Origin of the sequence: Aeromonas sp. R10-2 (assembly GCF_040908445.1) — a bacterium.
Lineage (GTDB): Bacteria > Pseudomonadota > Gammaproteobacteria > Enterobacterales > Aeromonadaceae > Aeromonas > Aeromonas veronii.
The window spans coordinates 22,331-48,196 of sequence record NZ_JBFODS010000088.1; the positions used below are offsets into that span (position 1 = coordinate 22,331).

Sequence of the window (25,866 nt, forward strand, 5' to 3'; positions counted from 1 at the left end):
TTTTACTCTCAAACCATCGCAAGAGAAGGAGTCACCCATGACCATTGAGATCCAAGCACCCTACCGGTTGATCCTGGCCGAGTCCCCGCAGCAGGTCATGGCGCTGCAAACCTATATCCAGGCCGCCTACACCCTCGAGTTCAATGCCCGTATTCCCCATTTTCTCCCCTGCCTGCTGGGTCTCTATCGGGCAGACGGGACGCTGGTCGGTGCCTGTGGTCTCAATCATGCCAGTGAGGGGACTCTCTATCTGGAACAGTATCTGGAGCAACCCATCGAGGCGGCCATCAACACCCGCCTCGGGGTCTATCCGGCACGCCACCGCATTATCGAAGTGGGCAATCTGGCCTGCAGCGAACCGGGCAATGCCCGCCTGATGTTTGCGGCCCTGTGTCGTCTGCTGTGTGAAAACGCCCTCGACTACGTGGTCTTTACCGGCACCGCCAAGCTGCGCAACAGCTTTGCCCGCCTGCAACTCAACCCGGTGGAGCTGGCCCCCGCCCAGGCCCATCAGGTGGGGGCCGACGCCGATGCCTGGGGTGAGTACTACCGTTGCCAACCCAAGGTGATGGTGGGCGACATCAATCAGGGGCGCGAGGTGCTGGCCCAGCGCAGCCTGCTACTCAATCTGCTGGCCCCCATGCCGACCCTGTTTGACGAGACCAGCAAGAGCAGTGATAACCAGACCCATCAAAAAAGGTGCGCCCAATGAGCCTGTTCGACGCCATCGCCAAACATGCCCGCGAGGATCCGCAATCCCCAGCGCTGCTGAGCAGCCAGCAGCGTCTCGATTACCAGACCCTGTGGCAACAGATCCAGCGTCTGGCCAGACAGCTGCAACTGCTCGACATCAGCCGTCTGGCGCTGCAACTGGACAACGGCCTGCCCTGGGCGCTGCTGGATCTCGCCTGCACCCGCGCCGGTATCGTGGTCATTCCGGTGCCCCACTTCTTCAGTCAGGCCCAGCAGGCCTGGTTGTTGGAGAGCAGCGGCGCCGATGCGCTGGTGGGCCCATATCATCAGGGGTGGCATGCCGCCGAGCCGCTCTCGCTGATCACCGGCGACCTGCCAATCTGGCGCCATACACCGACCAATCGACCGGCGCTGACCAAGGGCACAGCCAAGATCACCTACACCTCCGGCACCACGGGCCAGCCCAAGGGCGTCTGCCTGTCCCTGAGCCAGATGATGGCGGTGAGCCATGCGCTGGCCGAGCGGGTCGCGCCAGCCAAGGTGGAAAAACACCTCACCCTGCTACCGCTGGCCACCCTGCTTGAGAACATCACCGGCCTCTATGTGCCACTGCTGACCGGCGCCTGCAGCCGCATTCCGTCCCTCGGGGAGCTCGGTTTCACCGGCTCCAGTTCGCTCAATCCAGCCATGCTGGGGGAGGCGCTGCTGCGCTGGTCGACCCACAGTCTGGTGCTGGTGCCCGAACTGCTGCGCCTGCTGCTGGCGCTCTGCACCAGCACCCCGACGCTGGCCCAGCAGCTCAAGAGCCTGCGCTTTATTGCCGTCGGTGGCGGCAAGGTGGCTCCCGACCTGATCAAACATGCCCGCCAGCTCGGCCTGCCGGTGTATGAGGGATATGGCCTCTCGGAGTGTGGCTCTGTGGTGGCGCTCAACAGCCCGGATGCTGACAAGCCCGGCAGCGTCGGCCGCCCCCTGCCCCGCTGTCAGATCACCATCGCCAGCGACGGCGAAATTATGGTGAGCGGCAGTGCCATGCTGGGGTATCTCGGCAGCAACGAACCGACTCCCGAACAGATTGCCACTGGCGAACCTTCTGCCATGCAGATCGCCACAGGCGATCTGGGCCACCTCGATGAAGAAGGCTACCTCCATATCACCGGGCGCAAGAAGAATGTCCAGATCACCGCCTTTGGCCGCAACTTCTCCCCCGAGTGGGTGGAAGCCGAGGCACAGCTCTGCCCCGCCATCGCCCGCATCGTGGTCTTTGGCGATGGTCAACCCGCCAACGTGGCGCTGATCCAGCCCCTGCCGGGCAAAGAGGCGGATCTGCCACGCCAGATCGCCGGTCTGAACCAGCGGCTGCCCGATTATGCCCGGCTGCACCACTGGTTGCCGGTGGCACTGGATCAACATCCCGGCCTGCTGACCGCCAACGGGCGCCCCCGTCGCAACGAGATTTACCAACACTTTTCCCGGCAAATCAGCCAATGCCTTACAGGAGAATCGTCATGAGCTTCTACCAGACCCTGCAACAAGCCACTGCTCAGGAGCGTGAGCATCTGTTCAACGCCCCCATCATCGAAGCCTGTCGCCGTGGCGATATCAGCCGTGACACCTATCTCGCCTTTCTGGCGCAGGCCTACTACCACGTGCGCCACACAGTTCCGCTCCTGATGGCAACCGGCGGCAAGCTGGGTCAGGAGTACGAGTGGGTGCGCGGCGCCATTGCCGAGTACATCGACGAGGAGTATGGCCATCAGGAGTGGATCCTCAATGACATCCGCGCCTGTGGCGGCGATGCCGAGGCAGTGCGCCACGGCCAGCCCGGGCTGCCCATCGAGCTGATGGTCGCCTTCCTCTACGACCAGATCCAGCGCGGCAACCCCATGGGCTTCTTCGGCATGGTACAGGTACTGGAAGGCACCAGCGTGGCCATCGCCCTCACCGTCGCCGACCAGCTGAAAAAGGGTCTCGGCCTGCCACCCCAGGCGATGAGCTACCTGAGTTCCCACGGCGCCCTGGATCAGGAGCACCTCAAGTTCTTTGAATCCCTGATGGATCGGGTCGAGAGTCCGGCGGATCAGGCCGCCATCATCCACGGGGCCAAGGTGGTTTATCGCCTCTATGGCGAGATGCTCTACAACCTCACCGCCACACCGTAAGTCGGCAGCGGATCAGCAGACAGCAAAAAGGGAACCCACACCATGAACCTTGAAGGGAAACTCGTGCTGCTCACCGGCGCCAGCGGTGGCATAGGTGAGGAACTGGCGCAGGAGCTGGCCGCCCAAGGGGCACACCTGCTGCTGCACGGTCGTCGCGGCCCGGCACTGGAGCGACTGTGCAAGTCACTGCCCCACCCCGAGCGCCATCAGGTGGTGCTCGCCGACCTCGGCTCTGCACAGGAGCGGGCCAAGCTGCTGCAACACCCTGCGCTGGAGGATGGGATCGACATCCTGATCAACAACGCTGGCTGCAACCAGTTTGCCTGGCTGGAAGATCAGAGCTTCGAGCAGGTAGAGCGCCAGCTGCTGCTCAATATCGAGGCGCCCATCCAGCTCACCCGAGCCCTGCTGCCAACCATGCGCAAGCCGGGGATCATCATGAACATGGGGTCGAGCCTGGGCAGCATCGGCTACCCCGGTTACAGCGTCTACTGCGCCAGCAAATTTGCCCTGCGCGGCTTTAGCGAAGCGCTGGGACGGGAGCTGGAGGGGAGTGGCATCAAGGTGCTGCATTTCGCCCCACGCGCCACCCGCACCAAACTCAATTCCGAGGCCGCTTACGAGATGAATGCAGCGCTCGGCACCCAGACCGACAGCCCGCAGGAAGTGGCCGAAGAGGCGGTCATCGCCCTGTGCAACGAAACCCGCCGCAGCTGGCTCGGCTGGCCGGAAAAACTGTTCGTGCGGCTCAATGCCCTGCTGCCCGGCATCGTCGACAAAGCGCTGGCCAGACAGCTGCCGATCATCAAACGTTATGCCCGTCATCTTCAGCCAGGGACGACTGATACCGGCGCCAACAGTGCGCCACAACCAGACTTGTCCCGCCCGATCCCGACCAAGAAGGAGCATTAATATGAATTTTTTCCGTCAATCCGTGACCTCTTGTGCCATCGCCATCCTGCTGGGATCCACCTCAGTCATGGCCGCGAGTGATGCCCTCGTCCCCATCCAGCAACAGTGGGCCGCCTGCCAGTATCAACAGAGCGGCAAGGCGAAAGAGAGCTGCCTCGAAACCTTGAGCACCCAGGCCGAAGCGGCCAGCGCCAAGGAGCCTTTTCGCGCCGATCTGCTGATCTGGTCGGCCATCGTCAAGAGCACCTGGGCGGGGGCCAAAGGGGGGCTGGGGGCACTGGGTCTGGTGAAAGAGGCCAAAGCCAAGCTGGAGCTGGCACTCAAACAGGATCCCAAGGCGCTGGACGGCTCCGCCTATACCAGTCTGGGCTCCCTCTACTATCAGGTGCCCGGCTGGCCGGTCGGCTTTGGCGATGACGAAAAGGCAGAGCAACTGCTCAAGCAGGCGCTGGCCATCAATCCGGATGGCATCGATCCCAACTTCTTCTACGGTGACTTCCTGCTGGATCAGGGTCGCAAGGCCGAGGCCAAAACCTATCTCGACAAGGCGCTGGCCGCCCCGGCCCGCCCGGGTCGCGAAGTGGCCGATGAAGGGCGCAGAATGGAGATCCGCGATCGGCTGGCCAAGCTATAAAACCCTGATGGATCAAAGAACTATTTAAACTCTGCCCACCAGCTTGCATACTGGTGGGCAGGGTTGTTTATGCCACGGCACGCCCTGGCGCTGAGCCAGATCGCGACACCCAACAAACAGGGAGAAAAGAATGCGGATCCTGCTGGTGGAAGATGATGTGATGCTGGGAGATGGTATGCAGGATGCACTGCGCCATAGCGGCTATACGGTGGACTGGCTGCAACAGGGGTTGCCCGCTCTGGCAGCCCTCAAGAGCGACGAATTCGCCGCCCTGATCCTCGATCTCAACCTGCCCGACATCGATGGCCTCAGCCTGCTGCGCAAGTTGCGGCGTGAAGGACACCAGTTGCCGGTGCTGATCCTCACCGCCCGCGATGCGCTGGACGATCGGGTAGTCGGCCTCGATGCCGGCTCCGACGACTACATGGTCAAGCCCTTCGCCCTGCAGGAGCTCAACGCCCGCCTGCGCGCCCTGGTTCGCCGCAGCAAGGGGCAGGCTCAGGCGGTTCTGGAGTATGGCGACATCCTTATCTATCCCGAATCCCAGCAGGTCACCTATCAGGGGGAGGCGGTCAAACTCACCCCCCATGAATACAAGTTGCTGCAGGAGCTGATCAGCCAGAGCGGCCGGGTGCTGAGCAAGGATCAGCTGCAACAGAGCCTCTACGGCTGGGATGAAGGCGCCGAGAGCAACGCGGTAGAGGTGCATATCCACCATCTGCGCAAAAAGTTCTACAGCGACCTCATCCGCAATATTCGCGGGGTCGGCTACATCATTCCCCAGCTCGAACAGCCAAGCCGGACACCCGCACGATGAAACGTCCCCGCTCCATTCGCCGCTTTCTGCTCACCGGTATCCTGACGCTGGTGAGCCTGAGTCTCACCATCAGCGCCTTTATCGGCTACATGGAGGCGAGCCACGAGATGGAGGAGCTGTTTGATGCCCGCCTCGCCCAGTCTGCCCGTATCACCAACCAGCTGCTGGCCCGCTATATGGCCCAGCAGGGGCAGTTGCCCGCCAATGGCACCGTCTATCAGGAGTGGGAGGCGCAGAACCCCGATGAGTGGCAAAAAGACCCCAGCCTCAACCTGACCGGCGAGGATCGGGAGATCACCCCCTACGGCCACGAGTTCGAACGCAATCTCTACTTCCAGCTGCTCGATGAAAAGGGCGGCTTGCTGCTGCGCGCCCCCAGCGCCCCGGATCAGCCGCTGGTCACCCTGGCCATCGGCTTTGACACGGTCGAAAAAGATAACCACCAGTGGCGCACCTTCACCCTCTACAACCAGCAGGAGCAGACCTGGCTGGTGGTGGCCGAGCGGGACGACGAGCGCAGCGAACTGGCCAGCAAGATGGCCACCCTCACCATGCTGCCGCTGCTGATCACCCTCCCCTTCCTGCTGGCCCTGCTCTGGTGGCTCATCACCCGCGGGCTGGCCCCCCTTCGTCAGCTGGCCCAGGCCATCAGCGAACGTCACCCAGCCAACCTGAGCCCCCTCAGCCTCAAGATAAGCGCTCAGGAGCTGACCCCCCTCACCAACGAGATCAACCGGCTGATGCAGGCGCTGGCGGAGACCATAGAGCGGGAGAAACAGTTCACCAACGAGGCGGCCCACGAGCTGCGCACCCCGCTGGCGGTGCTGCGGATCCACAGTGAAAATGCCCTGGCTGCCGAAGATGAAGTGAGCCGCCAGCAATCTCTACACAAGATGCTGCAGGCCCTAGACCGCAGCGATCGGCTGATCCGCCAACTGCTGACCCAGGCCCGTATCGACAACCAACAGGGACTGGTACTAACCGAGCTGGAGGTGGGCCACCTGCTGCAAGGCACCCTGGCAACGCTGGCTCCCATCGCGCTCAAGAAGGATCAGCAGCTGTCGCTGGAATGTGAAGTGCCGCAACTGGTGATGGGGCAGGCCACCCTGCTCGAACTGCTGTTCAGCAACCTGATCGACAATGCGCTGCGCTATACCCAGCCGGAGGGCGAGATCAGGGTGCGGGTACTGCGAGAGGGCAACCGGGTGAGGGTAGATGTGAGCGACAACGGTCCCGGCATTCCCGCCAACGCCTTGCCCCGGCTGTATGAACGCTTCTTTCGGGTCAATCCCCAGCAGGGGGATGGCGTGGGTCTCGGCATGGCCATCGTCTCACGCATCGCCCAGCTGCACGGCGCCGACCTCGATGTCCACAACCGGCCGGAAGGGGGGCTGGAGGTGAGCGTGTTACTCCCGCTCCCGCCAGCAAGATAAGTAAAGAGCCCGCGATGCGGGCTCTTTACTTTCAATGACAATCTGGCTGCACGGTAAAGGTTCGACTGGCATCCACCGGGCCCAGCTCCGCCAGCAGACGTCGACCCAGCAGCACCGGATAGATCATCTTGCTGCGATCCCGCAGGGTGAACCACTCCTCATACACCTTATCCCCCAGACAGATGGACATGGTCACCGTTGGCCGCTGCTCCATGCCGCCCGCACCACGCACCGTCACGCTGCGCTCGACCCGCCGTTCGAACTGTTGTTTGACCAGTTTGCCGCTGTCGGCATCGGTCACCACCAGCATGAAGCGCACCCAGTGCTTGCCATCCCGTTTGAATCTGGTGATGGAGCGTGCATCGAGGGAAGAGGTGAGCGCCCCGGTGTCGAGTTTCATCTTTACCGCCACGCCGGTGGGCAAAATAAGTCCCTTCTCGATCCAGCCATAGCTGGTCGGGGTCTCAGCCAGCGCACTGCCACACAGTGCCAGCATCAGGGTGATCCCCACCATCATCTTGCCCATTTTACTGCCCTGCCTTGTCAATCCTGCGCCCAGATCTACCACAGTCCCATTGTGGGTCAATCCGATTTATTTCAGCTACTTGGATAATATCTGGCGGATCAGGAGAGAGACGACAAAGAGTGGCCGAACGGCGGCCCAAGCGAGCGGGAATATCGAAGGAGAGCAAGGCACCGAACGGTGCTGGATGAAACTGGTTGTTAACCTCAGGTTGTGACGCCAAAGGCTACCACAAGGATTTACAAATTATCAGTCTTGTTCTGAAGGGATTTTTGCCTACACTGTTGTAAACCGGAGGGCCTGAAAACCACCGGTTTTTTTGCGCCTGCCGAAAATTTGCCACTGCAAAAGTGACTTTCAACAAGGCTCAATAAGGAATTTGTAATGCGTATCGAAGAAGACTTGAAGCTCGGTTTCAAGGATGTCCTGTTCCGCCCCAAGCGCTCTACTCTCAAGAGCCGTTCCCAAGTAAGCCTGACCCGTCAGTTCACCTTCAAACACACTCAGACCCAATGGCAAGGCGTACCCGTTATCGCCGCCAACATGGATACCGTCGGCAGCTTTGCCATGGCGCGCACGCTGGCCGGTTTCGAGATGATGACCGCGGTACACAAGCACTACAGCCTTGAGCAGTGGCAAGCTTTCGTCAACGAGACCGATCCGGCGCTGCTGGGCCATGTGATGGTCTCCACCGGCACCTCAGCTGAAGATTTCGCCAAGACCCGCCAAATCCTCGCCATGTCCGAAGCGCTGCGCTTCATCTGTGTCGACGTGGCCAACGGCTACTCCGAACACTTCGTCGAGTTCGTACGCAAAATTCGTGAAGCCTGCCCCAACCACGTCATTCTGGCGGGCAACGTGGTGACCGGCGAGATGGTCGAAGAGCTGATCCTCTCCGGCGCCGACATCGTCAAGGTTGGCATCGGCCCGGGCTCTGTCTGCACCACTCGCGTCAAGACCGGCGTCGGCTATCCGCAACTCTCCGCCATCATCGAGTGTGCCGATGCGGCCCACGGCCTCGGCGGCCAGATCGTCGGTGACGGCGGCTGTACCTGCCCGGGCGACGTCGCCAAAGCCTTCGGCGGCGGCGCCGACTTCGTCATGCTGGGCGGCATGCTGGCAGCCCACGAAGAGTGCGGTGGCGAGATCGTCGATGTAGACGGCGAACCCTTCATGAAGTTCTACGGCATGAGCTCCTCCAGCGCCATGGACAAGCACGCCGGCGGCGTCGCCGAGTACCGTGCCTCCGAGGGTAAAACCGTGCTGCTGCCCTACCGCGGCCCGGTCGAGAACGCCGTGCGCGACATTCTGGGCGGCGTGCGCTCCACCTGTACCTACGTGGGCGCCAGCCAGCTGAAAGAGCTCACCAAGCGCACCACCTTTATCCGGGTACGCGAGCAAGAGAACAACGTCTACGGCAAGGAGTAACCTGCCACAGACCGCCGTCACGCGCTGACGGTTAGAAGCCAGTCAACCGGTGTGCTACCCTGCGCACCGGTTTTTTTGCATCTGGGATCCCGAGCCATGACAACTCCCCTGCCCCCGTTTGACTGGGACATCTTCTGCTGCGTCGTCGACAACTTCGGTGACATCGGTGTCACCTGGCGACTTGCCCGCCAGCTAAAGCGGGAGGGGAATATTGCGGCACATGGCGATGAGGTTCAGGTGCGGCTCTGGGTGGACGATCTGGCAAGTTTCGCCCGCATCTGCCCCGGGCTCGACCCGGCGCAGGATGGCCAGTGGGTCGAGGGCATCTATATCCAGCACTGGCATGAGACCCTGCCGCGCGACATGGCACCGGCCAAGGTGGTGATCGAGGCCTTTGCCTGCGAGCTGCCCGCCCCCTTCATAGAGCTGATGGCAAGCCAACCCAACCCCTCATGCTGGATCAATCTGGAGTACCTCTCGGCGGAGAGCTGGGTCGAGGATTGCCACGGCCTCGCCTCGCCCCAGCGTGTTGGCAATAAAAGCCTCAACAAATACTTCTTCTTCCCGGGCTTTACCGCTAAAACCGGCGGCCTTTTGTGCGAGCACGACCTGATCGCCGAACGGGAGCTGTGGCAGCAAGATGATGCGGGACTTACCGCCTACTGGTCCAGCCTCGGTTTGCCGCCCAGACAAGAGCACGAGCTGCGGGTCAGCCTCTTTACCTACGAGAGCGATGCGCTGAAGAGTCTGGTCGAGAGCTGGTGCCAGAGCGCCACGCCCGTTACCCTGCTGCTGCCGCTGGGGCGCTCTCTCAACGATGTGCTCACCGGTGCCGGTCTGACTGATGCCATCCCTGCAGCCAAAGCGGGGGATATGCTCCACGCGGGCAACCTCACCATCAAGCTGCTGCCGATGACCGATCAGGCTGGCTACGATCGACTGCTGTGGAGCTGCGATCTCAATCTGGTGCGTGGGGAGGACTCCTTCGTACGGGCCCAGTGGGCGGCTCGTCCTTTCCTCTGGCACATCTACCAACAGGAGGAGGAGGCCCATCTGGTCAAGCTGGAGCAGTTCCTTGACCACTATCTTGCCGCTCTGCCCGTCGAATGTGCTCAATGGCTGCACCGCTTTAATCTGGCTCTCAACCGTGGCGAAGATTGCGGCGAACTTTGGGCCCAATGGCCCCGATATAGCGCCATTTGGCAGCAACATGGGCGAAGCTGGTCACAGAAGTTGCTCCGGGATGGGGATCTCGTCACACGGTTGGTGAAATTTTTAGAAAGCCGTATATAATCTGGCAGTTTTTATCCGTCCGTTTCACGAACAGGAATTTTTTACATGAAAACCGCACAGGAAATCCGCGCTGGTAACGTAGTCATGATCGGCACCGAGCCGATGGTGGTTCAGAAGGCTGAATTCAACAAATCCGGCCGTAACTCCGCCGTGGTCAAAATGAAGCTGAAGGGCCTGCTGAACGGCAGCGCTACCGAGACCGTCTTCAAGGCCGACGACAAGCTGGACGTTGTTCAGCTGGAACGTAAAGAGTGCACCTACTCCTACTTCTCCGATCCCCTGTATGTCTTTATGGACACCGAGTACAACCAGTACGACGTAGAGAAAGACAACCTGGGTGACGTGCTGAACTACCTGGTAGACGGCATGGAAGATCTGTGTGAAGTGACTTTCTACAACGAGAAAGCCATCTCCGTAGAACTGCCGACCACCATCGTGCGCGAAGTTGAGTACACCGAACCGGCTGCCCGTGGCGACACCTCCGGTAAAGTGACCAAGCCTGCCCGTCTGAAAGGCACTACCTACGAGCTGGCTGTTGCCGCTTTCGTAGAGATCGGTGACAAGATCGAAATCGATACCCGCACCGGCGAATTCAAGCGTCGCGTCAACTAATTGACCGCTTTGAATTGATTGCAAAAAAGCGAGCCACCGGCTCGCTTTTTTATTGCCTCCGGGTTGCCATCACATCGCCCGCCTTCAGAAAATCCCGCCGCCGCCGCTAACCCAGATAACCGGGGGTGCACACTATGGCCAGATTATCCTTATCACTGCTGTTATTGACCTTGCTGGCTGGCCATGGGGCAGAGGCGAGCGAGGTCGCGCCCCCCGTTGCCGAGCCAATGCCCCTCGACCATTGGCAAGCGAGCGACTGGAAAGGGCTACCCGATGCCACCCAGATCGACAAGCAGACGGTGCTGTTCGCCAAACACGACAGTGAAAACTATCTGGGGCTCGCCATTTTACTGCCCGACTGGCAGCGCAGCGGCCAGCTGTGGCAACTGACTCGCGCCCTCGGCCGACTGGGCTTTGATACCCTGCTGCTGCTGCCCTCCCCCCAGCAGACCGAACTGGACCCAGCCGCCGAGAAAAAAGCGAAAAACAGCGATGAGTTTCGCAAGCAGTTTGCCGAGCGGATCAGCAAGCTGGCGGACGCCAAGCTGCAGGAGGGGGGCTTCAAGCTGATCCTGGCGCAAGGTACCGGCGCCGCCTGGACTGCCAACCTCATCGCCAGCGAACAGTTGCCCGCCCCCGATGCACTGGTGCTGCTCGATGGTTTTTTCCCTAACCAGCAGAGCAACCAGACCCTGGCCAAACAGGTGGCTCAGGCGGCCATCCCCACTCTGGACCTCTATCAGGAGGATGGCGGTCGCTGGCCCCTGCTGGCTGCCGAAGCACGCCAGACCGAGAGCCGACGCAGCCACAAGCTCAACTATCGCCCCTACGCCCTGATGGAGCTGGAGGAGACCCCCACCCGCATTCAGGGCTGGCTCAACCATCTGGGCTGGCTCTAAACCAGCCGCCACCGTGGCGCAATAAAGCGCGCGCCAGCTCACATCTGCCGGATAAAGCCCAACCCTACCACGGCGACGATCTGGCCCTGACCGCATCCTCTTTGGCATCATGGCCTCTCGAACCTGAACAATGGCAGGAAGGCCCATGCAGCAGATTGTGTTTCTCGACAGCGATACCCTGGATGCGGGCATCACCCTGCATCACCCCGACTTCCCCCACCACTGGCAGAGCTATCCAAGTACTACCCCGGAACAGGTGGTGGAACGGCTCAAAGATGCCAGCATCGCTATCATCAACAAGGTACGGATCGGCGCCGCCGAACTGGCTCAGCTGCCGGAGCTCAAACTCATCGCCCTGGCCGCCACTGGCAGCGACAACGTGGATCTGGAAGCGTGCCGCGCCGCCAACGTCGGGGTGTGCAACATTCGCAACTACTCGGGTCCCTCGGTGCCGGAGCACGCCATGGCGCTGATGCTGGCCCTGTCGCGCAACCTCTTCTGCTGGCGCCAGTCGCTGCTGGAGGGGCGCTGGCAACAGAGCGGCCAGTTCTGCTTCTTTGACCACAACATCATGGATCTGCACGGCAAGCAGCTTGGCATCATCGGCAAAGGGACGCTCGGACAGGCGCTCGGCGAGCGAGCCAAAGGGATGGGGATGACAGTGCGTTACGCCCAGAGCCAGGTCGGCGCCAGTCACGACGAGGATCGCTTGCCCCTCGACGAGTTGCTGCAAAGCTCGGACGTCATCAGCCTGCACTGCCCGCTCACCCCCTACACCCGCAACCTGATTGGCGAGCGGGAGCTGGATCTGATGAAACCGGGCGCCCTGCTGATCAACGTCGGCCGTGGCGGGCTGGTGGATGAGGAGGCGCTGCTGCAAGCGCTGGCCAACGGCCGCCTCGGTGGCGCCGGTTTCGATGTGGCGAGCGTCGAACCCCCGCCCCCCGACCATCCCTTGATGAAAGCGCTGCAATACCCCCACTTCATTCTGACCCCCCATGTGGCCTGGGCCAGCGAAGAGTCGATGCAGCGTCTCGCCGATCAGCTGATCGACAACATCAACGCCTTTGCTGCCGGTCGCCGCCAGCACCGGCTGGTGTAACCGCACGAGCGAGTAACCGCAAAATCGAGTGACCACACCATGCAAAACGGGACCAACAGGCCCCGTTTTGCATCTTTCGCACTCACTGCGCGCACATCAATCGTCGTCATGCCATCTGTGCTTCTTATGCTTTTTGTACTTCTTGTGGTGCTTGTGATGGTGATGATCGTCGTCATCATCGTAATAGCGATCCTGGCTCTTGTGGCCATCGCCGGTCTTGGCACCGATGGCCGAACCGCTCGCCCCGCCGACCCCGGCGCCGATCAGCTGCCCGGTATCACCACCGACACTCTTGCCGATGGCGGCACCGCCCAGCGCCCCCACCGCGCCGCCAAGGGCCGCTTCATTCTTGTTGCCCTTGTTGGCCGTCGCAGCCCCACCAGCAGCACCGCCCAACGCAGCCCCCACCAGCGCACCGGTATCGCCACCCAGCTCCTTGCCGATCATGGTGCCCGCCACACCACCTGCGCCGCCACCCAAAATGGTATTGAGGGTCTCGGAGGCGTACACGGTCGTGCTGCCAGCCAGCAAGGCGCCCAGCAGTGCCAGTGCGCGAAGAGCACGCGAATTCATCTCCATGGGTACTCCTGTCAAACCTGATTAATATTCAGCGGCACTATACAAAGCGCCACGGGGTTCGCCAGCCAGCAGAAATGAGGGATGCGACAGTCAATGGCCGCACGGCTACTGCCAAAAATGGAAGAGTAAAATCAAGCGATTGAATTTAAAGATTAAAATCACCAAAAAGCCAAACTATTACGGCAGGGTGACCCACAATCGGGTTGTCGTGTCCCGGCACAGGCCCGCCGCGCTGGGACAAAAGCTGTCAGTCAGCAGCCTCATCCGCCAGATGCCAGCAGTCCCGGCCAGCCTCCTTGCTACGATAAAGGGCTGCATCAGCACGCTCGAAGATGGGGTCGGCAACGGGTGAATGGCAGGCACCGCCGATACTCAAGGTGACCTGTCCCTTGTGCTCACGCCACTGCTGATGTCGCACCACGTCAAGCAGACAATTGAGCTTCTCCGCCAACTCATCCTGCGGCTGTTGCAGCAGAGCGGCAAACTCATCGCCACCAATCCGGTAAACCGTGCTCACCCCCAGCACATCAGCAAGGCAATTGGCCACCCGACACAGCACCTGATCGCCGAAGGCATGACCCCGACTGTCATTGAGTCCTTTGAAGTGATCAATATCAAACAGCAGCAGCCAGAAGCGCTCCCCCCTCAGCTCCAGCGCGCTCTTGTGCTGCTCGAAGGCTAGCCGGTTCATGATACCGGTCAGAGGGTCCCGCAACAGCGCATCCTGCCCCTTGAGGAAGCTGGCCCTGACCTGATCGATCTCGTTCAGGCTGCGTCGCACAAACCAGGTATTGGCCTTGGTGATGGGGGGAGAACTCTCCAGATTGCGCACGATACCGGTCAGTGAACCCGACACCAGCGCCTGCTCCTGGCGGAAGATCCGCACCAGCAGACTCAGCGTGCAACACCAGATGGCAAACAGGGAGATCAATGGCAAAACCACCATCTGCAGCGCCTCATAGAGGCTGTTGCGGAACAGCACGGGCGGCAGATAGATATTGAGATCCCAGCCAATATCCGCCAGCTCGCGCTTCAGGAAAGTACCATGACACAACACATCCAGACCGAGCCACTGCTGGCCCTGATGCTGCTCGATGGGGTGATCTGCCAGCAGATCCATATTGCTGCCCACCACCAGCTGGCCGCTGTCGCGCAAGGTAAGATAGAGTGCGGCCTGATTGCCGCCAACCGTCCGCTGTAGCGCCTGCTGCAGCGAGTCGAACGACATGTCGACCATCAGCAGCCCCAGCAGTTGCCCCTGATCGTCCCGCACCCGTTTAATCAGGCTGAGTATCAGTTCATTGGTATTGTATTCAGGGTAGGGGCCAAACCAGACGAGCTCGTCGCCCGGCATAGTGGTCACCTGATACCAGGGTCGCAGCGCCGCCTGATAACCGGGGGGCGGTAGCCAGTCCGGGTAGCTGTCGATACGATCCGCGTTCAGGTTGTAAAAGTAGATGTAGTGGTTGCCTGGTTTGATCTTGTGCGCAATGGCCCAGATGGGGGAGTCGGCCAGCCCGCCGCGAGCGATCTTCTCCTTGTCAAGCGAGGCCTCCAGCACCGCCAGTTGCCGCTCATTGACCTTCACCATCTCGTGGATCAGGGACGCTTCAACGGAGGATGCCATGTGGCCGAAGCCGGATACCGTCATGTCGATATCCCTCAGATAGCTGGCAATAGCCATGATGATCGTCACTATCAGGATCATCAAACCAATCAATGCCGAGAGGGGGACCAACACATAGTAGCGTTTATTGAGATACGAACGGCTCACATCACATCCGAACCAAGAAAACATACGGGGATTGTGGGAGAGAAAGGAGAGTGAATCATTGATTAATATCACTTTCGCGCCCCTTAAATGACATTTCCAACATTAACGAAACGTCAGGGTTCGCAAACGAATATCAACTGACAGGAAAAACGCTAGTTACCCCGGGTTAACCCCGCTCTGCATCGCGGGTGTTATAGTCTATACCTGATTCGGCAGGCGCTGGACAAACCGTCCATCACCGGCTGCAACGCCAAGCAGAACAAGGAGATGTTATGAGCAGTCCGTTTATCGAACAGATCAAAGCACGTCGTACCATCTATGCCCTGGGCGACCAGGTGTCCCATACGCCGGAGCAGCTGACGACCCTGATCCAGGATGCCATCAGGCACAGCCCCTCCTCCTTCAACTCCCAGAGCTCCCGTGCCGTCATCCTGTTTGGCGCCCAGCACCACAAGCTGTGGGATATCGTCAAAGCCGAGCTGAAAAAGATTGTGCCGCCGGAGGCCTACGCCCAGAGTGAGGCCAAGGTAGATGGCAGCTTTCGCGCAGGCTTTGGTACCGTGCTGTTCTTCGAAGACACCGACGTCATCAAGGATCTGCAGCAAAAATTCGCCCTCTACGCAGACAACTTCCCCATCTGGTCGGAACATGCCACCGGCATCGCCCAGTTTGCGGTCTGGACAACGCTGGCGCAGGAGAAAGTCGGTGCCTCCCTGCAGCACTACAACCCCCTCATCGACGAGGCGGTACGCAAGGAGTGGAACCTGCCCGCCAGCTGGCTGCTGCGTGCCCAGATGCCCTTTGGCAGTATCAAGCAACCGGCCGGCGACAAGACCTTTATCGACGACGCTACCCGTTTCCGCGTTTTCAAATAACCATTGAGATAGCAAAACGCCCCCGCATCTCGGGGGCGTTTTTATTGCGGCATACAGCGTTGATGGCGATGGTTCATACCGCAATCTGCAGTCGTAAGACGCTCTATCCACCGCTCAGGCGGGCAGCTTTACCAGCAGGGACTCGCTTTCCTCCAACTCCACCTTCACCTCGCACCAGTCGCGGATCACCGCCACCACCGCCGGATTGAGCGGCGCATCGTCCCCTACCTGCACCACGGTGCAACCTGCACGCAGGGCACTCTCGATACCGGCCGGGGCATCCTCGAACACCAGACAACGAGCGGGAGACACGCCAAGCCGTTTGGCTCCCAGCAGATAGGGCTCGGGATCGGGTTTGCCATTGATCACAGCTTCGGCCCCCACGAGCACGGCCGGCAGCGGCAAACCGGCACAATTCAGGCGGTGACGGGCAACCCGCTCACTGGCGGAGGTCACGATGGCCCAAAGCTCTGGCGACAAGCGGCCCAGCAACTCGCCAGCCCCAAAGATGGCGTCGCCACCGGTATGTTCCATCTCCAGATCGTCGAGGCGCGCTGCCTCCCGCTCCACATCCAGTTGCGGGGCCAACGCCCGGATCACCTCACGCGAGCGCATACCGTGGCACATAGCCAGTACCGGCTCTGGGGCAAGCTGATGATGCTGACACCAGAGCCGCCACACCTTCTCCACATCGCCGGTCGAGCAGACCAGGGTGCCATCCATATCGAGCAGCAGGGCGGATACCGACAGGGTGATCGTGTTCATGCCTGCACTCATACAGACACTCATACAGGCCCCCCGGCCAGCTCGGGCAGAGAGCCAGATAGCGCATCGGCAAAGGCCTGCTGCTGGGCGGCACGCTCATAACAGGCCAACGCCTGCTCGGCACTGCCTGCCCACACTTGCAAGGGGCCGACCACAAAACCCTGTCGCAGCAGGCTGGCGAGCAGCTCCCCCGTCTCCGGGGCCGCCAATGGCTGGGCCAGCACCAGCTTGCCCTTGATCAAAAAAAGATAACGTTGAGTGGACATGATATGGCTCCTTGTTCCGGTTCAGAGGAGGGCGATTCCCCCCTTGCAGAGCCATTAGAACAAGGCGATTAGATAATTTATAATCAATAAATCGCCACTTTGGATAACCAATTGGAATGAGATTCGACTTGAGGCAACTGCAGGCGTTTGTGACGCTGGCCGACACCGCCAACTACCGGGAAGCGGCCAGCCGCCTCTTTATCACCCAGCCGGCCCTCACCAAGCAGATCCAGGGGCTGGAGCAGACGCTGGGCTGCACCCTGTTCAAACGGGGCCGCCACGGCGCCGAGCTGACGGCGCTCGGCGCCCAGCTGCTCACTCAGGCAAGCGCACTGGTCAAACACGGCAGGGAGTTTGAACGTCACGCGCTGGCAGTGGCGAGTGGCGTGGCCGGTCGGCTCAAGATTGGCTTCGGTCTGTCGAGTTTCGCACTGGCCCCTGCGCTGGTGGCCCGCTTCAAGCAGCAGGTCCCGGACGTGATGGTCCATCTGCAGGATATGCCCTCCGCGATCCAGCAGGAGCAGCTGCTCTCCGGCCAGTTACAACTTGGCTTTATGCGCAGACCTCAGGTGCCGCAGTTACAGGAGCACAGACTGCTGATCGACCGGCTGGTGCTGGCGGTGCCGACACGAATGACCGAACCAGACCCGGCCGCATTCGACGTCCAGCAGGCACTGATCAGTCAACCCCTGTTGCAGATGGTGGGCCACCGCTGCCCTGGGCTCAGCCAGCAGATCGCCGGTTTTCTCGGCGCCAATCGGCTGACCGGCATGGTCCAGGAGGCCGAGGATATCCAGACGCTGGTGGCATTGGTCGCGGCGGGCATAGGCAACGCCATCCTGCCACGCAGCGTCAGCTTTATCGCAGGCCCCGATGTCACCCTCTATCCCCTCTCTGGTCCCAGCTCCGAGTGGGAGGTCAGCATGGTATGGAATCCGGACTTTGCCGACCCCATCCGGGATCACTTCGTCAGGCAGGTGATCGCCAGCCATCCCCTGCCGGTGTCAGCCACGCCCGAGCGCTGAAACCAACCCTTGCTGGTAGCTAACACCGTGACCAGCCAAAAAACAGTGCGCCCCCATCAAGGGGGCGCATGCAGGAAAAAAGCGGCAATGCGGCTCAACAGCTGGCGCAGTGACTACGGTTTTTACCCGCCCCCTTGGCGCAATAAAGCGCCGCATCGGCCGCGGCCAGCAACGCCCCTTCTCCCTCCAGCAGTTGCTCAGCCGTGTAGGTGGCAATGCCAATACTGGCGCTAAGCTGAATATTATTTGCCACCACGATGTCGAGATCGTTGATGGCCTGGCGGATCTCCTCTCCAATCCGCTGGGCCGCATCTCGATCGGTATTGCCGAGGATCAGGGCAAACTCGTCACCACCAAAACGGCAGGGCAGATCCGCCGGACGCTGGCAGAAGGATTGCAGAAGATGGCCCACCAGCTGGAGGGAGCCATCCCCCATCTGATGACCAAGATGGTCATTGCACGCCTTGAAGTTATCCAGATCCAGCATGATGAGGGAGAGCGGGGTATGTTCACGCATGCTGCGCCGCCACTCGTTATGCAAAAAGCTGTTAAACAGCCGCCGATTGGCCAGTCCGGTCAGGGGATCATGTTGGGAGAGGCTGGCAACTTCCAGCTCCAGCAGCTTGCGCTCGGTGATATTGATATGGGCGATGGAAAAAAACTCGGCGTCAAGCCCGGGTACCGGCGCGACTCGCATCATAAACCAGCGCTGGGTGTCGGGGCTGTGGCAGGGGTATTCCAGATAGAACTTCTCCTGCTGATGACGGATGACCCGGAGGATCCCCTCCACGGCAGCCAATCCAGAGGGCTCGGATTCAGCGTCACAAGCCCCCATATAATTGACCCCAATCCAGTTATATCCCTTGGGCATGCCGTTTTGCTCGGCAAACAGATCCCAGGCGAGATTGGTGTAATGGATCACGCCATCCCGATCTATCACCGATATCTGGTCTTCCAGCGAATCCAGCAGCGCAGCCAGATGATGGGCTCGCTCGGCGAAGTGACTCTGCCGCGTCTGTATATCATCCGCCATGGTGGCCATCCTGTGGCAAAAGTGGCATACCGCCATCTATTAACAATTAAGTCAGCAGATAGAGTAAAGCACCCCGTTCCCACTTAGCCAACTGAGACCAAATTTCACCATCGCACATCATCCGGCAAGGTTTCAGGCCAGTTTCCCTGTTCCGGATAACAAGAGCACATCATGAGCATATGTGTCTGATAAGTCACATTTAATGCCCACACCACTGATTTTCGCAGGGGATGCCATCGCCCTCTCCGTCCATTTTGGTGTTCGGGCAATGTTGCAAAAACCAGGTTGCCTCCTCGCAGGAGGTCATCTGGGAGCAATGCTGCCGACCATCACACTGGCGAATAAAGGTCGTTCCCTGTGGCGTGCTGACCTCCTCCTGATTGAAAGAGGAGACCGGCAATGGCGCCATCGACTCGGCCGAGAAACGGGAATAGATGGAAAAGAGGCCGACGAGCACCAGCAGAGGGATCAATTTGCCACTCCAGCTGCTCTTGCGACGTCGATAGGGGTTACTCCGCTCTCTGGTAGAAGTGGGTCGTGGCGGCTGACTTGCCGCCCAAAACGATGGCGCCGCCGACGATGCGGCCGATCTTGCTGCTGATGATTCGGCCGAGGGCACTGCATCCGCCAACGTGAGCGGGCGATCGGGGAAAAAAACCTGTAACGCCCTCGGTTTGCCATCCTGGCCACTGCCGATCAGATAGGTGACACGCTCCCCCGGCTCTGGCACGCGGCCATCTGATTGCAGCGCCGTAACATGCACAAACAGCCCTGCACTGCGTGCTCCATTGATTGCCTGCTCGGCGCCATTTTGCTCCGGCGTAATAAATCCAAAGCCGCGCGCCTCGTTCCAGCTCGCGATCCGTCCCTGATAACGCATCTGTCCATCCTTGTTGTTATCCATGTGAGCACTATCTTGCCCGACAATCATGTTGCCCAAAAGCGCTGCGGCCCGACAGAGGGCCGCAGAGTCAATCTCAACACGGTGCTCGGGTGCTGCCTGCGTTAAGGATCAAGCCAGCTGGGACACCTTGATGATCTCGGCGATGCGACCCAGCATGCGCAGCGAGGTGTGATGCTCGGTGGCATCTGCGGCGGCGCAGGCATCCTCCAGAATGGTGATGGCGTAGTCGCGATCGTGACCATCCCGCGCTGCCGCCTGAATGGCCCAGCTAGTGCTCACCCCGCACAGATAGAGGTGGTCGATGTGATTGGCACGCAGCGCAGGCTCCAGCACCGTGCCATAGAAGGGGCTCACTCTGGGCTTGGTCAGCACCAGATCGCCGGGCTGCACATCCAGATCAGGATGAAAGTCGGTGCCGCTGTCAGCCAAAGAGAGCGCCCCCAACTGGTGAGCGTGACCAAACATGGGAGATCCCTTGGGTTGCAGCTGATAGCCGCCGTCAAAGCCCACCTTGATCAGCGCCACCAGCCAGCCGTGGGCGCGGGCATGGGCCAGCGCCTGATTGGCATGCGCAATGGCATCCTGCTCCAGCACGTGGGCTGCGGAGGCGGCAATGCGCCCGTCGGGATGGGCAATATCGTTGATAAAATCGATCACCAACAGTGCCTTGTTCATCACCTTTGCTCCTTCACGCATTCTGCCCGTGTTACCTGGTTTCTACCTGTCAAACCAGCCCCAGTGCATAGCGCAGCGCCATCTCCTTCAATGGGCCCGCCTTGTCCGCCAGGTTGAGGGCCAGATTGCGGGCCAGCTTGAGCGGGCCAATCTCGTTGCTGAACACCCCGTAGAAGAGATCCATCCCCGACTGCATCAGCAGGTTGTCAGGACGACGGCGCCGCTCGTAACGCTCGGCCAACGCCAGTTGATGCCAGTCGGCGCCAGCTCCTTGCAGCAGATCAGTCCAGCAGGCCACATCCTTGAAGCCAAGGTTGACCCCCTGCCCCGCCAGCGGGTTGATGGTGTGGGCAGCATCGCCAAGCAGCACCACCCGACCGGCGTGATAGTCGTTGGCGTGGCGGCGCACCAGCGGGAAGCTCCCCTTGCCGCTGACGGTAAATCCGCCGAGCCGGCTTGGGAAGTGGCGGCGCACTTCGGCGGCAAGCCCTTCGTTGCTCATGGCCGCCAGCGCGCGGATACGGACCGGGCTGTCATACCACACCAGAGAGCCGTGCTGGCCTGGTAGTGGCAGGAAGGCGCGCGGGCCGCTCGGGGTGAACTGCTGCCAAGTGATATCTTCCTGCGCAAAGTCGGTGTCGATATTGATCAGCATGCAGTGCTGGCGGTACTCGAAGCGCGATACGCCGATACCCGCCAGCTTGCGGGTGTGGGATTCGGCACCATCGCAAGCCAGCACCCAGCGAGCCGCCAGCTCGGTGCCGTCGTCCAGAGTCAGCACAGCTTCATCTGCACTCTGGCGCAGGCTGGTCACCGCCGCCGGGGTGTGGGTCTGGATGGTGGGAAAATCCTCCATCCGCTTGAGCAGGGCGAGCTGCACCAGCCGGTTTTCGATGATGTAGCCGAGCTGGGGCAGACCGAGATCGGCGGAATTGAAGCGGGTGGCAAAACCGTCCAGCTCCCAGGTCTCCAGTCGGCGGTAGGGGCAGAGCCGCATCTGCTGCAGATGGTGCCAGGCACCGGCCTGCTCCAGCAGCGCCACCGAGGCCTGACTGATGGCGGAGACCCGCAGATCCAGCGGCTGCTCCGGCGCGTAATGCTCCGGCAGTTGGGTCTCGATGACCCGCACCGAGAGACCCTGAGCCGCCAGCAGACAGGCAGTGGCGGCGCCCACCATGCCGGCGCCGACGATGGCGATATCACACTGTTCCATACATTTATTCCTGAAAGGGTGCGTCCGGCGACAGCGCCCGGACGTGAACCGGATGGCTGCATGATAGCGCAAGGGCGGCTGATAAACAGTGAGACAAACAGGGAATTGCTGCGTCAAATCAAGGAGAAAGCTTATTGAGCTTGCTGGCAACAGGTATCGGGTGAGCACCATTGCCAGCTGGATATTAGCTAGGCAGTATCCAGATTGCGGAGTAAAATGCGCGGTCCTTTGACCATGCCGATTTCAAAACAAGTCAAGAGAAGCAATGAGCAAGAAACTTCACATTAAAACCTGGGGTTGCCAGATGAACGAGTATGACTCGTCCAAAATGGCCGACCTGTTGGATGCCAGCAATGGCTACACGCTTACCGAAGAGCCCGAAGAGGCAGATGTCTTGCTGCTGAATACCTGCTCCATCCGCGAAAAGGCGCAGGAGAAGGTGTTCCACCAGCTGGGACGCTGGAAAAAGCTCAAGGCCAACAAGCCCGGTCTGGTGATCGGCGTGGGTGGCTGCGTTGCCTCTCAGGAGGGCGATGCGATTCGCCAACGCGCTCCCTATGTGGATATCGTGTTCGGCCCGCAGACCCTGCATCGCCTGCCCGCCATGATCAAGGAAGTGCAAGAGGGCCATGGTGCCCAGGTTGATATCGCCTTCCCCGAGATCGAAAAATTCGACAGCCTGCCCGAACCGCGCGCCGAAGGGGCCACCGCGTTCGTCTCCATCATGGAAGGCTGCTCCAAATACTGTACTTACTGCGTGGTGCCCTACACCCGCGGTGAAGAAGTGAGCCGACCGCTGGACGACGTGCTCTACGAAATCGCCCAGCTCGCCCAGCAGGGCGTGCGCGAAGTAAACCTGCTCGGCCAGAACGTCAACGCCTACCGCGGCCCGACCTTTGATGGCGGCATCTGCACCTTCGCCGAGTTGCTGCGTCTGGTGGCCGCCATCGACGGTATCGATCGCATTCGCTACACCACCAGCCACCCGATCGAGTTCACCGACGACATCATCGAAGTCTACAAAGACACCCCGGAAGTGGTCAGCTTCCTGCACCTGCCGGTGCAGAGCGGCTCCGACCGTATTCTGACCATGATGAAGCGCCCGCACACCATCCTGGAGTACAAATCCAAGATCCGTCGCCTGCGTGCCGCCCGTCCCGACATCACCATCAGCTCCGACTTCATCGTTGGCTTCCCGAACGAGACGGACGAAGACTTTGAAGCGACCATGAAGCTGATCGAGGATGTGGGTTTCGACATGAGCTTCAGCTTCATCTTCAGTCCGCGCCCGGGCACCCCGGCCGCCGACATGCCCGACGATGTCGACATGGAAGTGAAGAAAGCCCGTCTGGCCCGCCTGCAGCACGTCATCAACAACCAGGCGATGCAGATTGGCCGTGCCATGCTGGGCACCACCCAGCGCATCCTGGTGGAAGGGCCCTCCAAGCTCGACCCGATGCAGCTGTGTGGCCGCACCGAGAACAACCGGGTGGTCAACTTTGAAGGCCAGCACACCCTGATCGGCGGCTTTGCCGACGTGGAGATCACCGAGGTACGTCCCAACTCCCTGCGCGGCAAGTTCATCCGCGGCGAGAGCGAGATGAACCTGCGGATCGCCACCGCCCCGAGCGAAATCCTGGCCCGTCGCCCGGATAACGTACCGGACGAGCTGGGCGTGGCCGCTTTCACACCCCATTAATCCCCTCCTCCCCATTCGCCCGGCGGATGGGGAGCGCCTTGAGACGAGGATATTTTGAGCCGACACATCTCGACCCTGAATCTGCATCTGGAGCCCGCCGACAACCAGCGCCTTGCCAGCCTCTGCGGCCCCTTCGATGACAACATCAAGCAGCTGGAGCGCCGCCTCGGCGTCGAGATCAGCTACCGTGACAGCCACTTCCAGCTGGTGGGCAAACCGGCCCAGCTGGATGCCGCCGCCGTCATCCTCAAGCACCTTTATGTGGAAACCCAACCCCTCAAGGGTGGCAAGGTGACCGACATCACCCCCGACATGGTCCATCTGGCCATTCAGGAGTCGCGGGTGCTGGAGCAGGATGACGAACCGGCGCCGAGCATCCCCTATGGCAAGGAGGTGACGGTCAAGACCAAGCGCGGTCTCATCAAGCCACGCAGCCCAAATCAGGCCCAGTACATTGCCAATATCGTGCGCCACGATATCTGCTTCGGCATCGGCCCGGCCGGTACCGGCAAGACCTATCTGGCGGTGGCGGCGGCGGTGGATGCGCTGGAGCGTCAGGAGATCCGCCGCATTTTGCTGACCCGTCCGGCGGTGGAAGCGGGGGAGAAGCTGGGCTTCCTGCCCGGCGATCTCTCCCAAAAGGTGGATCCTTACCTGCGCCCCCTCTACGACGCCCTGTTCGAGATGCTGGGCTTTGAGCGGGTCGAGAAGCTGATGGAGCGCAACATCATCGAGGTGGCGCCGCTCGCCTATATGCGCGGAAGAACCCTCAATGACGCCTTTATCATTCTCGATGAGGCCCAGAACACCACCACCGAGCAGATGAAGATGTTCCTCACCCGCATCGGCTTCAACTCCAAGGCAGTGGTCACCGGTGACATCACCCAGGTAGACCTGCCGCGCAACGCCAAATCCGGCCTGCGCCACGCGCTGGAAGTGCTGCCAGGGGTCGATGGTCTGTCATTCAACTTCTTCGAGTCCAAAGACGTGGTGCGCCACCCGGTGGTGGCCCGTATCGTGCAGGCTTACGAGGCATTCGATGCCAAACAGGCAGCCGAAAAAGCAGCACCCCATTCCGGCAAAGAGAGTGAGCAATGAGCGTAACCCTGGATCTGCAGCTGGCCAGTGCCAGCACTGACGGCCTGCCCACCGAAGCCCAGTTGCAAGGCTGGCTCGACGGCACCATTCTCGGCTTCCAGCAGGAGGCTGAAGTGACGGTGCGTATCGTCGACGAGGCGGAGAGCAACGAGCTCAACCTCACCTATCGCGGCAAGGACAAGCCCACCAACGTGCTCTCCTTCCCGTTCGAGGCGCCACCCGGTCTGGAGCTGCCGCTGCTCGGCGATCTGGTGATCTGCCGTCAGGTGGTAGAGCGCGAGGCCGAGGAGCAGGGCAAGCCCCTGATGGCCCACTGGGCCCACATGGTTGTGCACGGCAGTCTGCATCTGCTAGGTTATGACCATATCGAGGATGAGGAAGCCGAAGAGATGGAAGCGCTTGAGCGCGACATCATGCAGGAGCTCGGTTTTGCCGATCCTTATCTGAACGACGAAGAGTAAAGAACCGGATGGTCATCGTCTTGAAACAGCAGATGGCCATCCTTATATAACCCGAACTATTTCAAGTGTGTTCATACGAGTAACCAAGAGAGAAAATGACCGACGATCACCCTAGTACCGGCTCGCCGAAGAAAACCTGGCTCGACAAACTCAGCCAACTCTTCCAGGGCGAGCCAAAAGACCGCAATGATTTGGTAGACGTGATAGCCGATGCCGAAGAGCGCGACCTCATCGATCAGGACACCAAGGACATGATCGAGGGGGTGCTGGAGATCGCCGATCTTCGCGTGCGCGATATCATGATCCCCCGCTCCCAGATGGTGACCATCGAGAAGTCCCAGCCGGTGGATGCGATCCTGCCGGTGATCATCGAGTCCGGCCACTCCCGCTTCCCGGTGATCAACGAGGACAAGGATCATGTGGAGGGCATTCTGCTCGCCAAGGATCTGCTCCCCTTCGGGTTTGGCGGCCATCACGCCAGCGAGCCGCTGCAGCTCGAGAAAATCTTGCGCCCCACGGTGATCGTGCCGGAAAGCAAACGGGTTGACCGTCTGCTCAAGGAGTTTCGTGAAGAGCGCTACCACATGGCCATCGTGGTCGACGAATTTGGTGGCGTCTCCGGTCTGGTGACCATCGAAGACATACTGGAACTGATCGTTGGCGAGATCGACGACGAGTTTGACGACATCGAGGATGAGCCGGACGAAATCCGCCGCCTCAGCAAGCGGGTCTTCTCCATCAGCGCCCTGACCGAGATCGAGGATTTCAACGACTTCTTCGGCACCAAATTCAGCGATGAAGAGGTGGATACGGTGGGCGGTCTGGTGATGCACGCCTTCAGCCACCTGCCCAAGAAGGGCGAGGAGATCGAGCTGGACGGCTACCTGTTCAAGGTGATGCATGCCGACCGGCGTCGTCTGCAGCAGCTGCAGGTGAAGATCCCCGAGCACCACGCGGCGGCGCAATCCGAGCCGCAATAGGCAGATCCGCT

The 25,866-nt window shown here is 60.6% G+C and carries 27 protein-coding genes; 18 read left to right on the forward strand and 9 right to left on the reverse strand.

Annotated elements, in window-relative coordinates:
- Positions 1–37: 37 nt before the first annotated feature.
- From AB5Y97_RS17500 to AB5Y97_RS17530, 7 genes are all read left to right on the forward strand, one after another.
- Positions 38–712 carry a thermostable hemolysin gene (locus tag AB5Y97_RS17500; RefSeq protein ID WP_201946283.1) on the forward strand — a complete coding sequence of 225 codons (675 nt, stop codon included), beginning with the start codon at positions 38–40 and terminating at the stop codon, positions 710–712.
- Positions 709–2,205: an AMP-dependent synthetase/ligase gene (locus AB5Y97_RS17505; RefSeq protein WP_368158577.1), complete on the forward strand. Its 1,497-nt coding sequence runs from the start codon at positions 709–711 to the stop codon at positions 2,203–2,205. The genes AB5Y97_RS17500 and AB5Y97_RS17505 overlap by 4 nt, the downstream gene beginning before the upstream one ends.
- Complete coding sequence (locus AB5Y97_RS17510; protein WP_100645292.1) at positions 2,202–2,855, forward strand: TenA family transcriptional regulator; 654 nt, start codon at positions 2,202–2,204, stop codon at positions 2,853–2,855. Before AB5Y97_RS17505 ends, AB5Y97_RS17510 begins: the two co-directional genes overlap by 4 nt.
- A gap of 42 nt (positions 2,856–2,897) precedes the next feature.
- On the forward strand, positions 2,898–3,767 hold the full coding sequence (locus tag AB5Y97_RS17515) for an SDR family oxidoreductase (RefSeq protein ID WP_139731166.1): 870 nt from the start codon (positions 2,898–2,900) through the stop codon (positions 3,765–3,767).
- A gap of 1 nt (position 3,768) precedes the next feature.
- Positions 3,769–4,401: a tetratricopeptide repeat protein gene (locus tag AB5Y97_RS17520; protein WP_219296442.1), complete on the forward strand. Its 633-nt coding sequence runs from the start codon at positions 3,769–3,771 to the stop codon at positions 4,399–4,401.
- Between the two features lie 130 nt (positions 4,402–4,531).
- Positions 4,532–5,218: a response regulator gene (locus AB5Y97_RS17525; protein ID WP_005335091.1), complete on the forward strand. Its 687-nt coding sequence runs from the start codon at positions 4,532–4,534 to the stop codon at positions 5,216–5,218.
- Positions 5,215–6,651: an ATP-binding protein gene (locus tag AB5Y97_RS17530; protein WP_236303485.1), complete on the forward strand. Its 1,437-nt coding sequence runs from the start codon at positions 5,215–5,217 to the stop codon at positions 6,649–6,651. The genes AB5Y97_RS17525 and AB5Y97_RS17530 overlap by 4 nt, the downstream gene beginning before the upstream one ends.
- Positions 6,652–6,682: 31 nt before the next feature.
- On the opposite strand, the gene AB5Y97_RS17535 is transcribed toward AB5Y97_RS17530, so the two are convergent.
- Complete coding sequence (locus tag AB5Y97_RS17535; RefSeq protein WP_236303484.1) at positions 6,683–7,177, reverse strand: RimK/LysX family protein; 495 nt, start codon at positions 7,175–7,177, stop codon at positions 6,683–6,685.
- 381 nt (positions 7,178–7,558) lie between these two features.
- On the opposite strand from AB5Y97_RS17535, the gene AB5Y97_RS17540 reads away from it, so the two are divergent.
- The 5 genes from AB5Y97_RS17540 (at position 7,559) to AB5Y97_RS17560 (ending at position 12,508) form a co-directional block, all read left to right on the forward strand.
- Complete coding sequence (locus AB5Y97_RS17540; RefSeq protein ID WP_005348017.1) at positions 7,559–8,602, forward strand: GMP reductase; 1,044 nt, start codon at positions 7,559–7,561, stop codon at positions 8,600–8,602.
- A gap of 96 nt (positions 8,603–8,698) precedes the next feature.
- Positions 8,699–9,895, forward strand: a complete 1,197-nt coding sequence (gene earP, locus AB5Y97_RS17545) for an elongation factor P maturation arginine rhamnosyltransferase EarP (protein ID WP_368158580.1) — start codon at positions 8,699–8,701, stop codon at positions 9,893–9,895.
- Between the two features lie 45 nt (positions 9,896–9,940).
- Complete coding sequence (efp, locus tag AB5Y97_RS17550; RefSeq protein ID WP_005335100.1) at positions 9,941–10,507, forward strand: elongation factor P; 567 nt, start codon at positions 9,941–9,943, stop codon at positions 10,505–10,507.
- Positions 10,508–10,641: 134 nt separating this feature from the next.
- Positions 10,642–11,406 carry a DUF3530 family protein gene (locus tag AB5Y97_RS17555; RefSeq protein ID WP_201946293.1) on the forward strand — a complete coding sequence of 255 codons (765 nt, stop codon included), beginning with the start codon at positions 10,642–10,644 and terminating at the stop codon, positions 11,404–11,406.
- Positions 11,407–11,551: 145 nt separating this feature from the next.
- Positions 11,552–12,508, forward strand: a complete 957-nt coding sequence (locus AB5Y97_RS17560; RefSeq protein ID WP_005362328.1) for a D-2-hydroxyacid dehydrogenase — start codon at positions 11,552–11,554, stop codon at positions 12,506–12,508.
- A 96-nt stretch (positions 12,509–12,604) separates the two neighbouring features.
- On the opposite strand, the gene AB5Y97_RS17565 is transcribed toward AB5Y97_RS17560, so the two are convergent.
- Both AB5Y97_RS17565 and AB5Y97_RS17570 read right to left on the reverse strand, forming a co-directional pair.
- On the reverse strand, positions 12,605–13,087 hold the full coding sequence (locus AB5Y97_RS17565) for a YMGG-like glycine zipper-containing protein (RefSeq protein WP_021229759.1): 483 nt from the start codon (positions 13,085–13,087) through the stop codon (positions 12,605–12,607).
- Positions 13,088–13,334: 247 nt separating this feature from the next.
- On the reverse strand, positions 13,335–14,885 hold the full coding sequence (locus AB5Y97_RS17570) for a sensor domain-containing diguanylate cyclase (protein ID WP_201946302.1): 1,551 nt from the start codon (positions 14,883–14,885) through the stop codon (positions 13,335–13,337).
- A 248-nt stretch (positions 14,886–15,133) separates the two neighbouring features.
- Between AB5Y97_RS17570 and AB5Y97_RS17575 the strand changes: the two genes are divergently transcribed.
- On the forward strand, positions 15,134–15,736 hold the full coding sequence (locus AB5Y97_RS17575) for a nitroreductase family protein (protein ID WP_042082707.1): 603 nt from the start codon (positions 15,134–15,136) through the stop codon (positions 15,734–15,736).
- A gap of 114 nt (positions 15,737–15,850) precedes the next feature.
- Here AB5Y97_RS17575 and AB5Y97_RS17580 read toward each other — a convergent pair whose 3' ends face one another.
- Both AB5Y97_RS17580 and AB5Y97_RS17585 read right to left on the reverse strand, forming a co-directional pair.
- Positions 15,851–16,501: an HAD-IA family hydrolase gene (locus tag AB5Y97_RS17580; RefSeq protein ID WP_201946304.1), complete on the reverse strand. Its 651-nt coding sequence runs from the start codon at positions 16,499–16,501 to the stop codon at positions 15,851–15,853.
- Positions 16,502–16,521: 20 nt separating this feature from the next.
- Positions 16,522–16,767, reverse strand: coding sequence for a hypothetical protein (locus tag AB5Y97_RS17585; RefSeq protein ID WP_201946305.1), 246 nt, complete (start codon positions 16,765–16,767; stop codon positions 16,522–16,524).
- Positions 16,768–16,883: 116 nt separating this feature from the next.
- On the opposite strand from AB5Y97_RS17585, the gene AB5Y97_RS17590 reads away from it, so the two are divergent.
- Positions 16,884–17,792, forward strand: a complete 909-nt coding sequence (locus tag AB5Y97_RS17590; protein ID WP_201946307.1) for a LysR family transcriptional regulator — start codon at positions 16,884–16,886, stop codon at positions 17,790–17,792.
- A 94-nt stretch (positions 17,793–17,886) separates the two neighbouring features.
- On the opposite strand, the gene AB5Y97_RS17595 is transcribed toward AB5Y97_RS17590, so the two are convergent.
- The 4 genes from AB5Y97_RS17595 to AB5Y97_RS17610 all read right to left on the reverse strand — a co-directional run bounded on the left by AB5Y97_RS17595 (position 17,887) and on the right by AB5Y97_RS17610 (position 21,617).
- Entirely contained in the window at positions 17,887–18,825 is a 939-nt protein-coding gene (locus tag AB5Y97_RS17595) for a sensor domain-containing diguanylate cyclase (protein WP_069526425.1), read from the reverse strand.
- Between the two features lie 199 nt (positions 18,826–19,024).
- On the reverse strand, positions 19,025–19,705 hold the full coding sequence (locus AB5Y97_RS17600) for an excalibur calcium-binding domain-containing protein (RefSeq protein ID WP_201946354.1): 681 nt from the start codon (positions 19,703–19,705) through the stop codon (positions 19,025–19,027).
- Between the two features lie 132 nt (positions 19,706–19,837).
- On the reverse strand, positions 19,838–20,404 hold the full coding sequence (locus AB5Y97_RS17605) for a cysteine hydrolase family protein (RefSeq protein WP_201946308.1): 567 nt from the start codon (positions 20,402–20,404) through the stop codon (positions 19,838–19,840).
- 49 nt (positions 20,405–20,453) lie between these two features.
- Entirely contained in the window at positions 20,454–21,617 is a 1,164-nt protein-coding gene (locus AB5Y97_RS17610) for an FAD-dependent oxidoreductase (protein ID WP_201946310.1), read from the reverse strand.
- 265 nt (positions 21,618–21,882) lie between these two features.
- Between AB5Y97_RS17610 and miaB the strand changes: the two genes are divergently transcribed.
- The 4 genes from miaB (at position 21,883) to corC (ending at position 25,855) form a co-directional block, all read left to right on the forward strand.
- Positions 21,883–23,316 (forward strand): tRNA (N6-isopentenyl adenosine(37)-C2)-methylthiotransferase MiaB, encoded by a 1,434-nt coding sequence (gene miaB / locus AB5Y97_RS17615; RefSeq protein WP_110302606.1) that lies wholly within the window; start codon positions 21,883–21,885, stop codon positions 23,314–23,316.
- A gap of 54 nt (positions 23,317–23,370) precedes the next feature.
- On the forward strand, positions 23,371–24,414 hold the full coding sequence (locus AB5Y97_RS17620; protein WP_201946311.1) for a PhoH family protein: 1,044 nt from the start codon (positions 23,371–23,373) through the stop codon (positions 24,412–24,414).
- Positions 24,411–24,875: an rRNA maturation RNase YbeY gene (ybeY, locus tag AB5Y97_RS17625; protein WP_005354089.1), complete on the forward strand. Its 465-nt coding sequence runs from the start codon at positions 24,411–24,413 to the stop codon at positions 24,873–24,875. Before AB5Y97_RS17620 ends, ybeY begins: the two co-directional genes overlap by 4 nt.
- 95 nt (positions 24,876–24,970) lie before the next feature.
- Entirely contained in the window at positions 24,971–25,855 is an 885-nt protein-coding gene (corC, locus tag AB5Y97_RS17630) for a CNNM family magnesium/cobalt transport protein CorC (protein ID WP_005354092.1), read from the forward strand.
- The last annotated feature ends 11 nt before the right edge of the window (positions 25,856–25,866 follow it).

Excerpts from the sequence above, each read along its gene's own strand:
- AB5Y97_RS17500 (WP_201946283.1), top strand. The coding sequence starts at position 38 with ATGACCATTGAGATCCAAGCACCCTACCGGTTGATCCTGGCCGAGTCC.
- AB5Y97_RS17505 (WP_368158577.1), top strand. The coding sequence starts at position 709 with ATGAGCCTGTTCGACGCCATCGCCAAACATGCCCGCGAGGATCCGCAA.
- AB5Y97_RS17510 (WP_100645292.1), top strand. The coding sequence starts at position 2,202 with ATGAGCTTCTACCAGACCCTGCAACAAGCCACTGCTCAGGAGCGTGAG.
- AB5Y97_RS17515 (WP_139731166.1), top strand. The coding sequence starts at position 2,898 with ATGAACCTTGAAGGGAAACTCGTGCTGCTCACCGGCGCCAGCGGTGGC.
- AB5Y97_RS17520 (WP_219296442.1), top strand. The coding sequence starts at position 3,769 with ATGAATTTTTTCCGTCAATCCGTGACCTCTTGTGCCATCGCCATCCTG.
- AB5Y97_RS17525 (WP_005335091.1), top strand. The coding sequence starts at position 4,532 with ATGCGGATCCTGCTGGTGGAAGATGATGTGATGCTGGGAGATGGTATG.
- AB5Y97_RS17530 (WP_236303485.1), top strand. The coding sequence starts at position 5,215 with ATGAAACGTCCCCGCTCCATTCGCCGCTTTCTGCTCACCGGTATCCTG.
- AB5Y97_RS17535 (WP_236303484.1), bottom strand. The coding sequence starts at position 7,177 with ATGGGCAAGATGATGGTGGGGATCACCCTGATGCTGGCACTGTGTGGC.
- AB5Y97_RS17540 (WP_005348017.1), top strand. The coding sequence starts at position 7,559 with ATGCGTATCGAAGAAGACTTGAAGCTCGGTTTCAAGGATGTCCTGTTC.
- earP (WP_368158580.1), top strand. The coding sequence starts at position 8,699 with ATGACAACTCCCCTGCCCCCGTTTGACTGGGACATCTTCTGCTGCGTC.
- efp (WP_005335100.1), top strand. The coding sequence starts at position 9,941 with ATGAAAACCGCACAGGAAATCCGCGCTGGTAACGTAGTCATGATCGGC.
- AB5Y97_RS17555 (WP_201946293.1), top strand. The coding sequence starts at position 10,642 with ATGGCCAGATTATCCTTATCACTGCTGTTATTGACCTTGCTGGCTGGC.
- AB5Y97_RS17560 (WP_005362328.1), top strand. The coding sequence starts at position 11,552 with ATGCAGCAGATTGTGTTTCTCGACAGCGATACCCTGGATGCGGGCATC.
- AB5Y97_RS17565 (WP_021229759.1), bottom strand. The coding sequence starts at position 13,087 with ATGGAGATGAATTCGCGTGCTCTTCGCGCACTGGCACTGCTGGGCGCC.
- AB5Y97_RS17570 (WP_201946302.1), bottom strand. The coding sequence starts at position 14,885 with ATGTTTTCTTGGTTCGGATGTGATGTGAGCCGTTCGTATCTCAATAAA.
- AB5Y97_RS17575 (WP_042082707.1), top strand. The coding sequence starts at position 15,134 with ATGAGCAGTCCGTTTATCGAACAGATCAAAGCACGTCGTACCATCTAT.
- AB5Y97_RS17580 (WP_201946304.1), bottom strand. The coding sequence starts at position 16,501 with ATGAACACGATCACCCTGTCGGTATCCGCCCTGCTGCTCGATATGGAT.
- AB5Y97_RS17585 (WP_201946305.1), bottom strand. The coding sequence starts at position 16,767 with ATGTCCACTCAACGTTATCTTTTTTTGATCAAGGGCAAGCTGGTGCTG.
- AB5Y97_RS17590 (WP_201946307.1), top strand. The coding sequence starts at position 16,884 with ATGAGATTCGACTTGAGGCAACTGCAGGCGTTTGTGACGCTGGCCGAC.
- AB5Y97_RS17595 (WP_069526425.1), bottom strand. The coding sequence starts at position 18,825 with ATGGCGGATGATATACAGACGCGGCAGAGTCACTTCGCCGAGCGAGCC.
- AB5Y97_RS17600 (WP_201946354.1), bottom strand. The coding sequence starts at position 19,705 with ATGCGTTATCAGGGACGGATCGCGAGCTGGAACGAGGCGCGCGGCTTT.
- AB5Y97_RS17605 (WP_201946308.1), bottom strand. The coding sequence starts at position 20,404 with ATGAACAAGGCACTGTTGGTGATCGATTTTATCAACGATATTGCCCAT.
- AB5Y97_RS17610 (WP_201946310.1), bottom strand. The coding sequence starts at position 21,617 with ATGGAACAGTGTGATATCGCCATCGTCGGCGCCGGCATGGTGGGCGCC.
- miaB (WP_110302606.1), top strand. The coding sequence starts at position 21,883 with ATGAGCAAGAAACTTCACATTAAAACCTGGGGTTGCCAGATGAACGAG.
- ybeY (WP_005354089.1), top strand. The coding sequence starts at position 24,411 with ATGAGCGTAACCCTGGATCTGCAGCTGGCCAGTGCCAGCACTGACGGC.
- corC (WP_005354092.1), top strand. The coding sequence starts at position 24,971 with ATGACCGACGATCACCCTAGTACCGGCTCGCCGAAGAAAACCTGGCTC.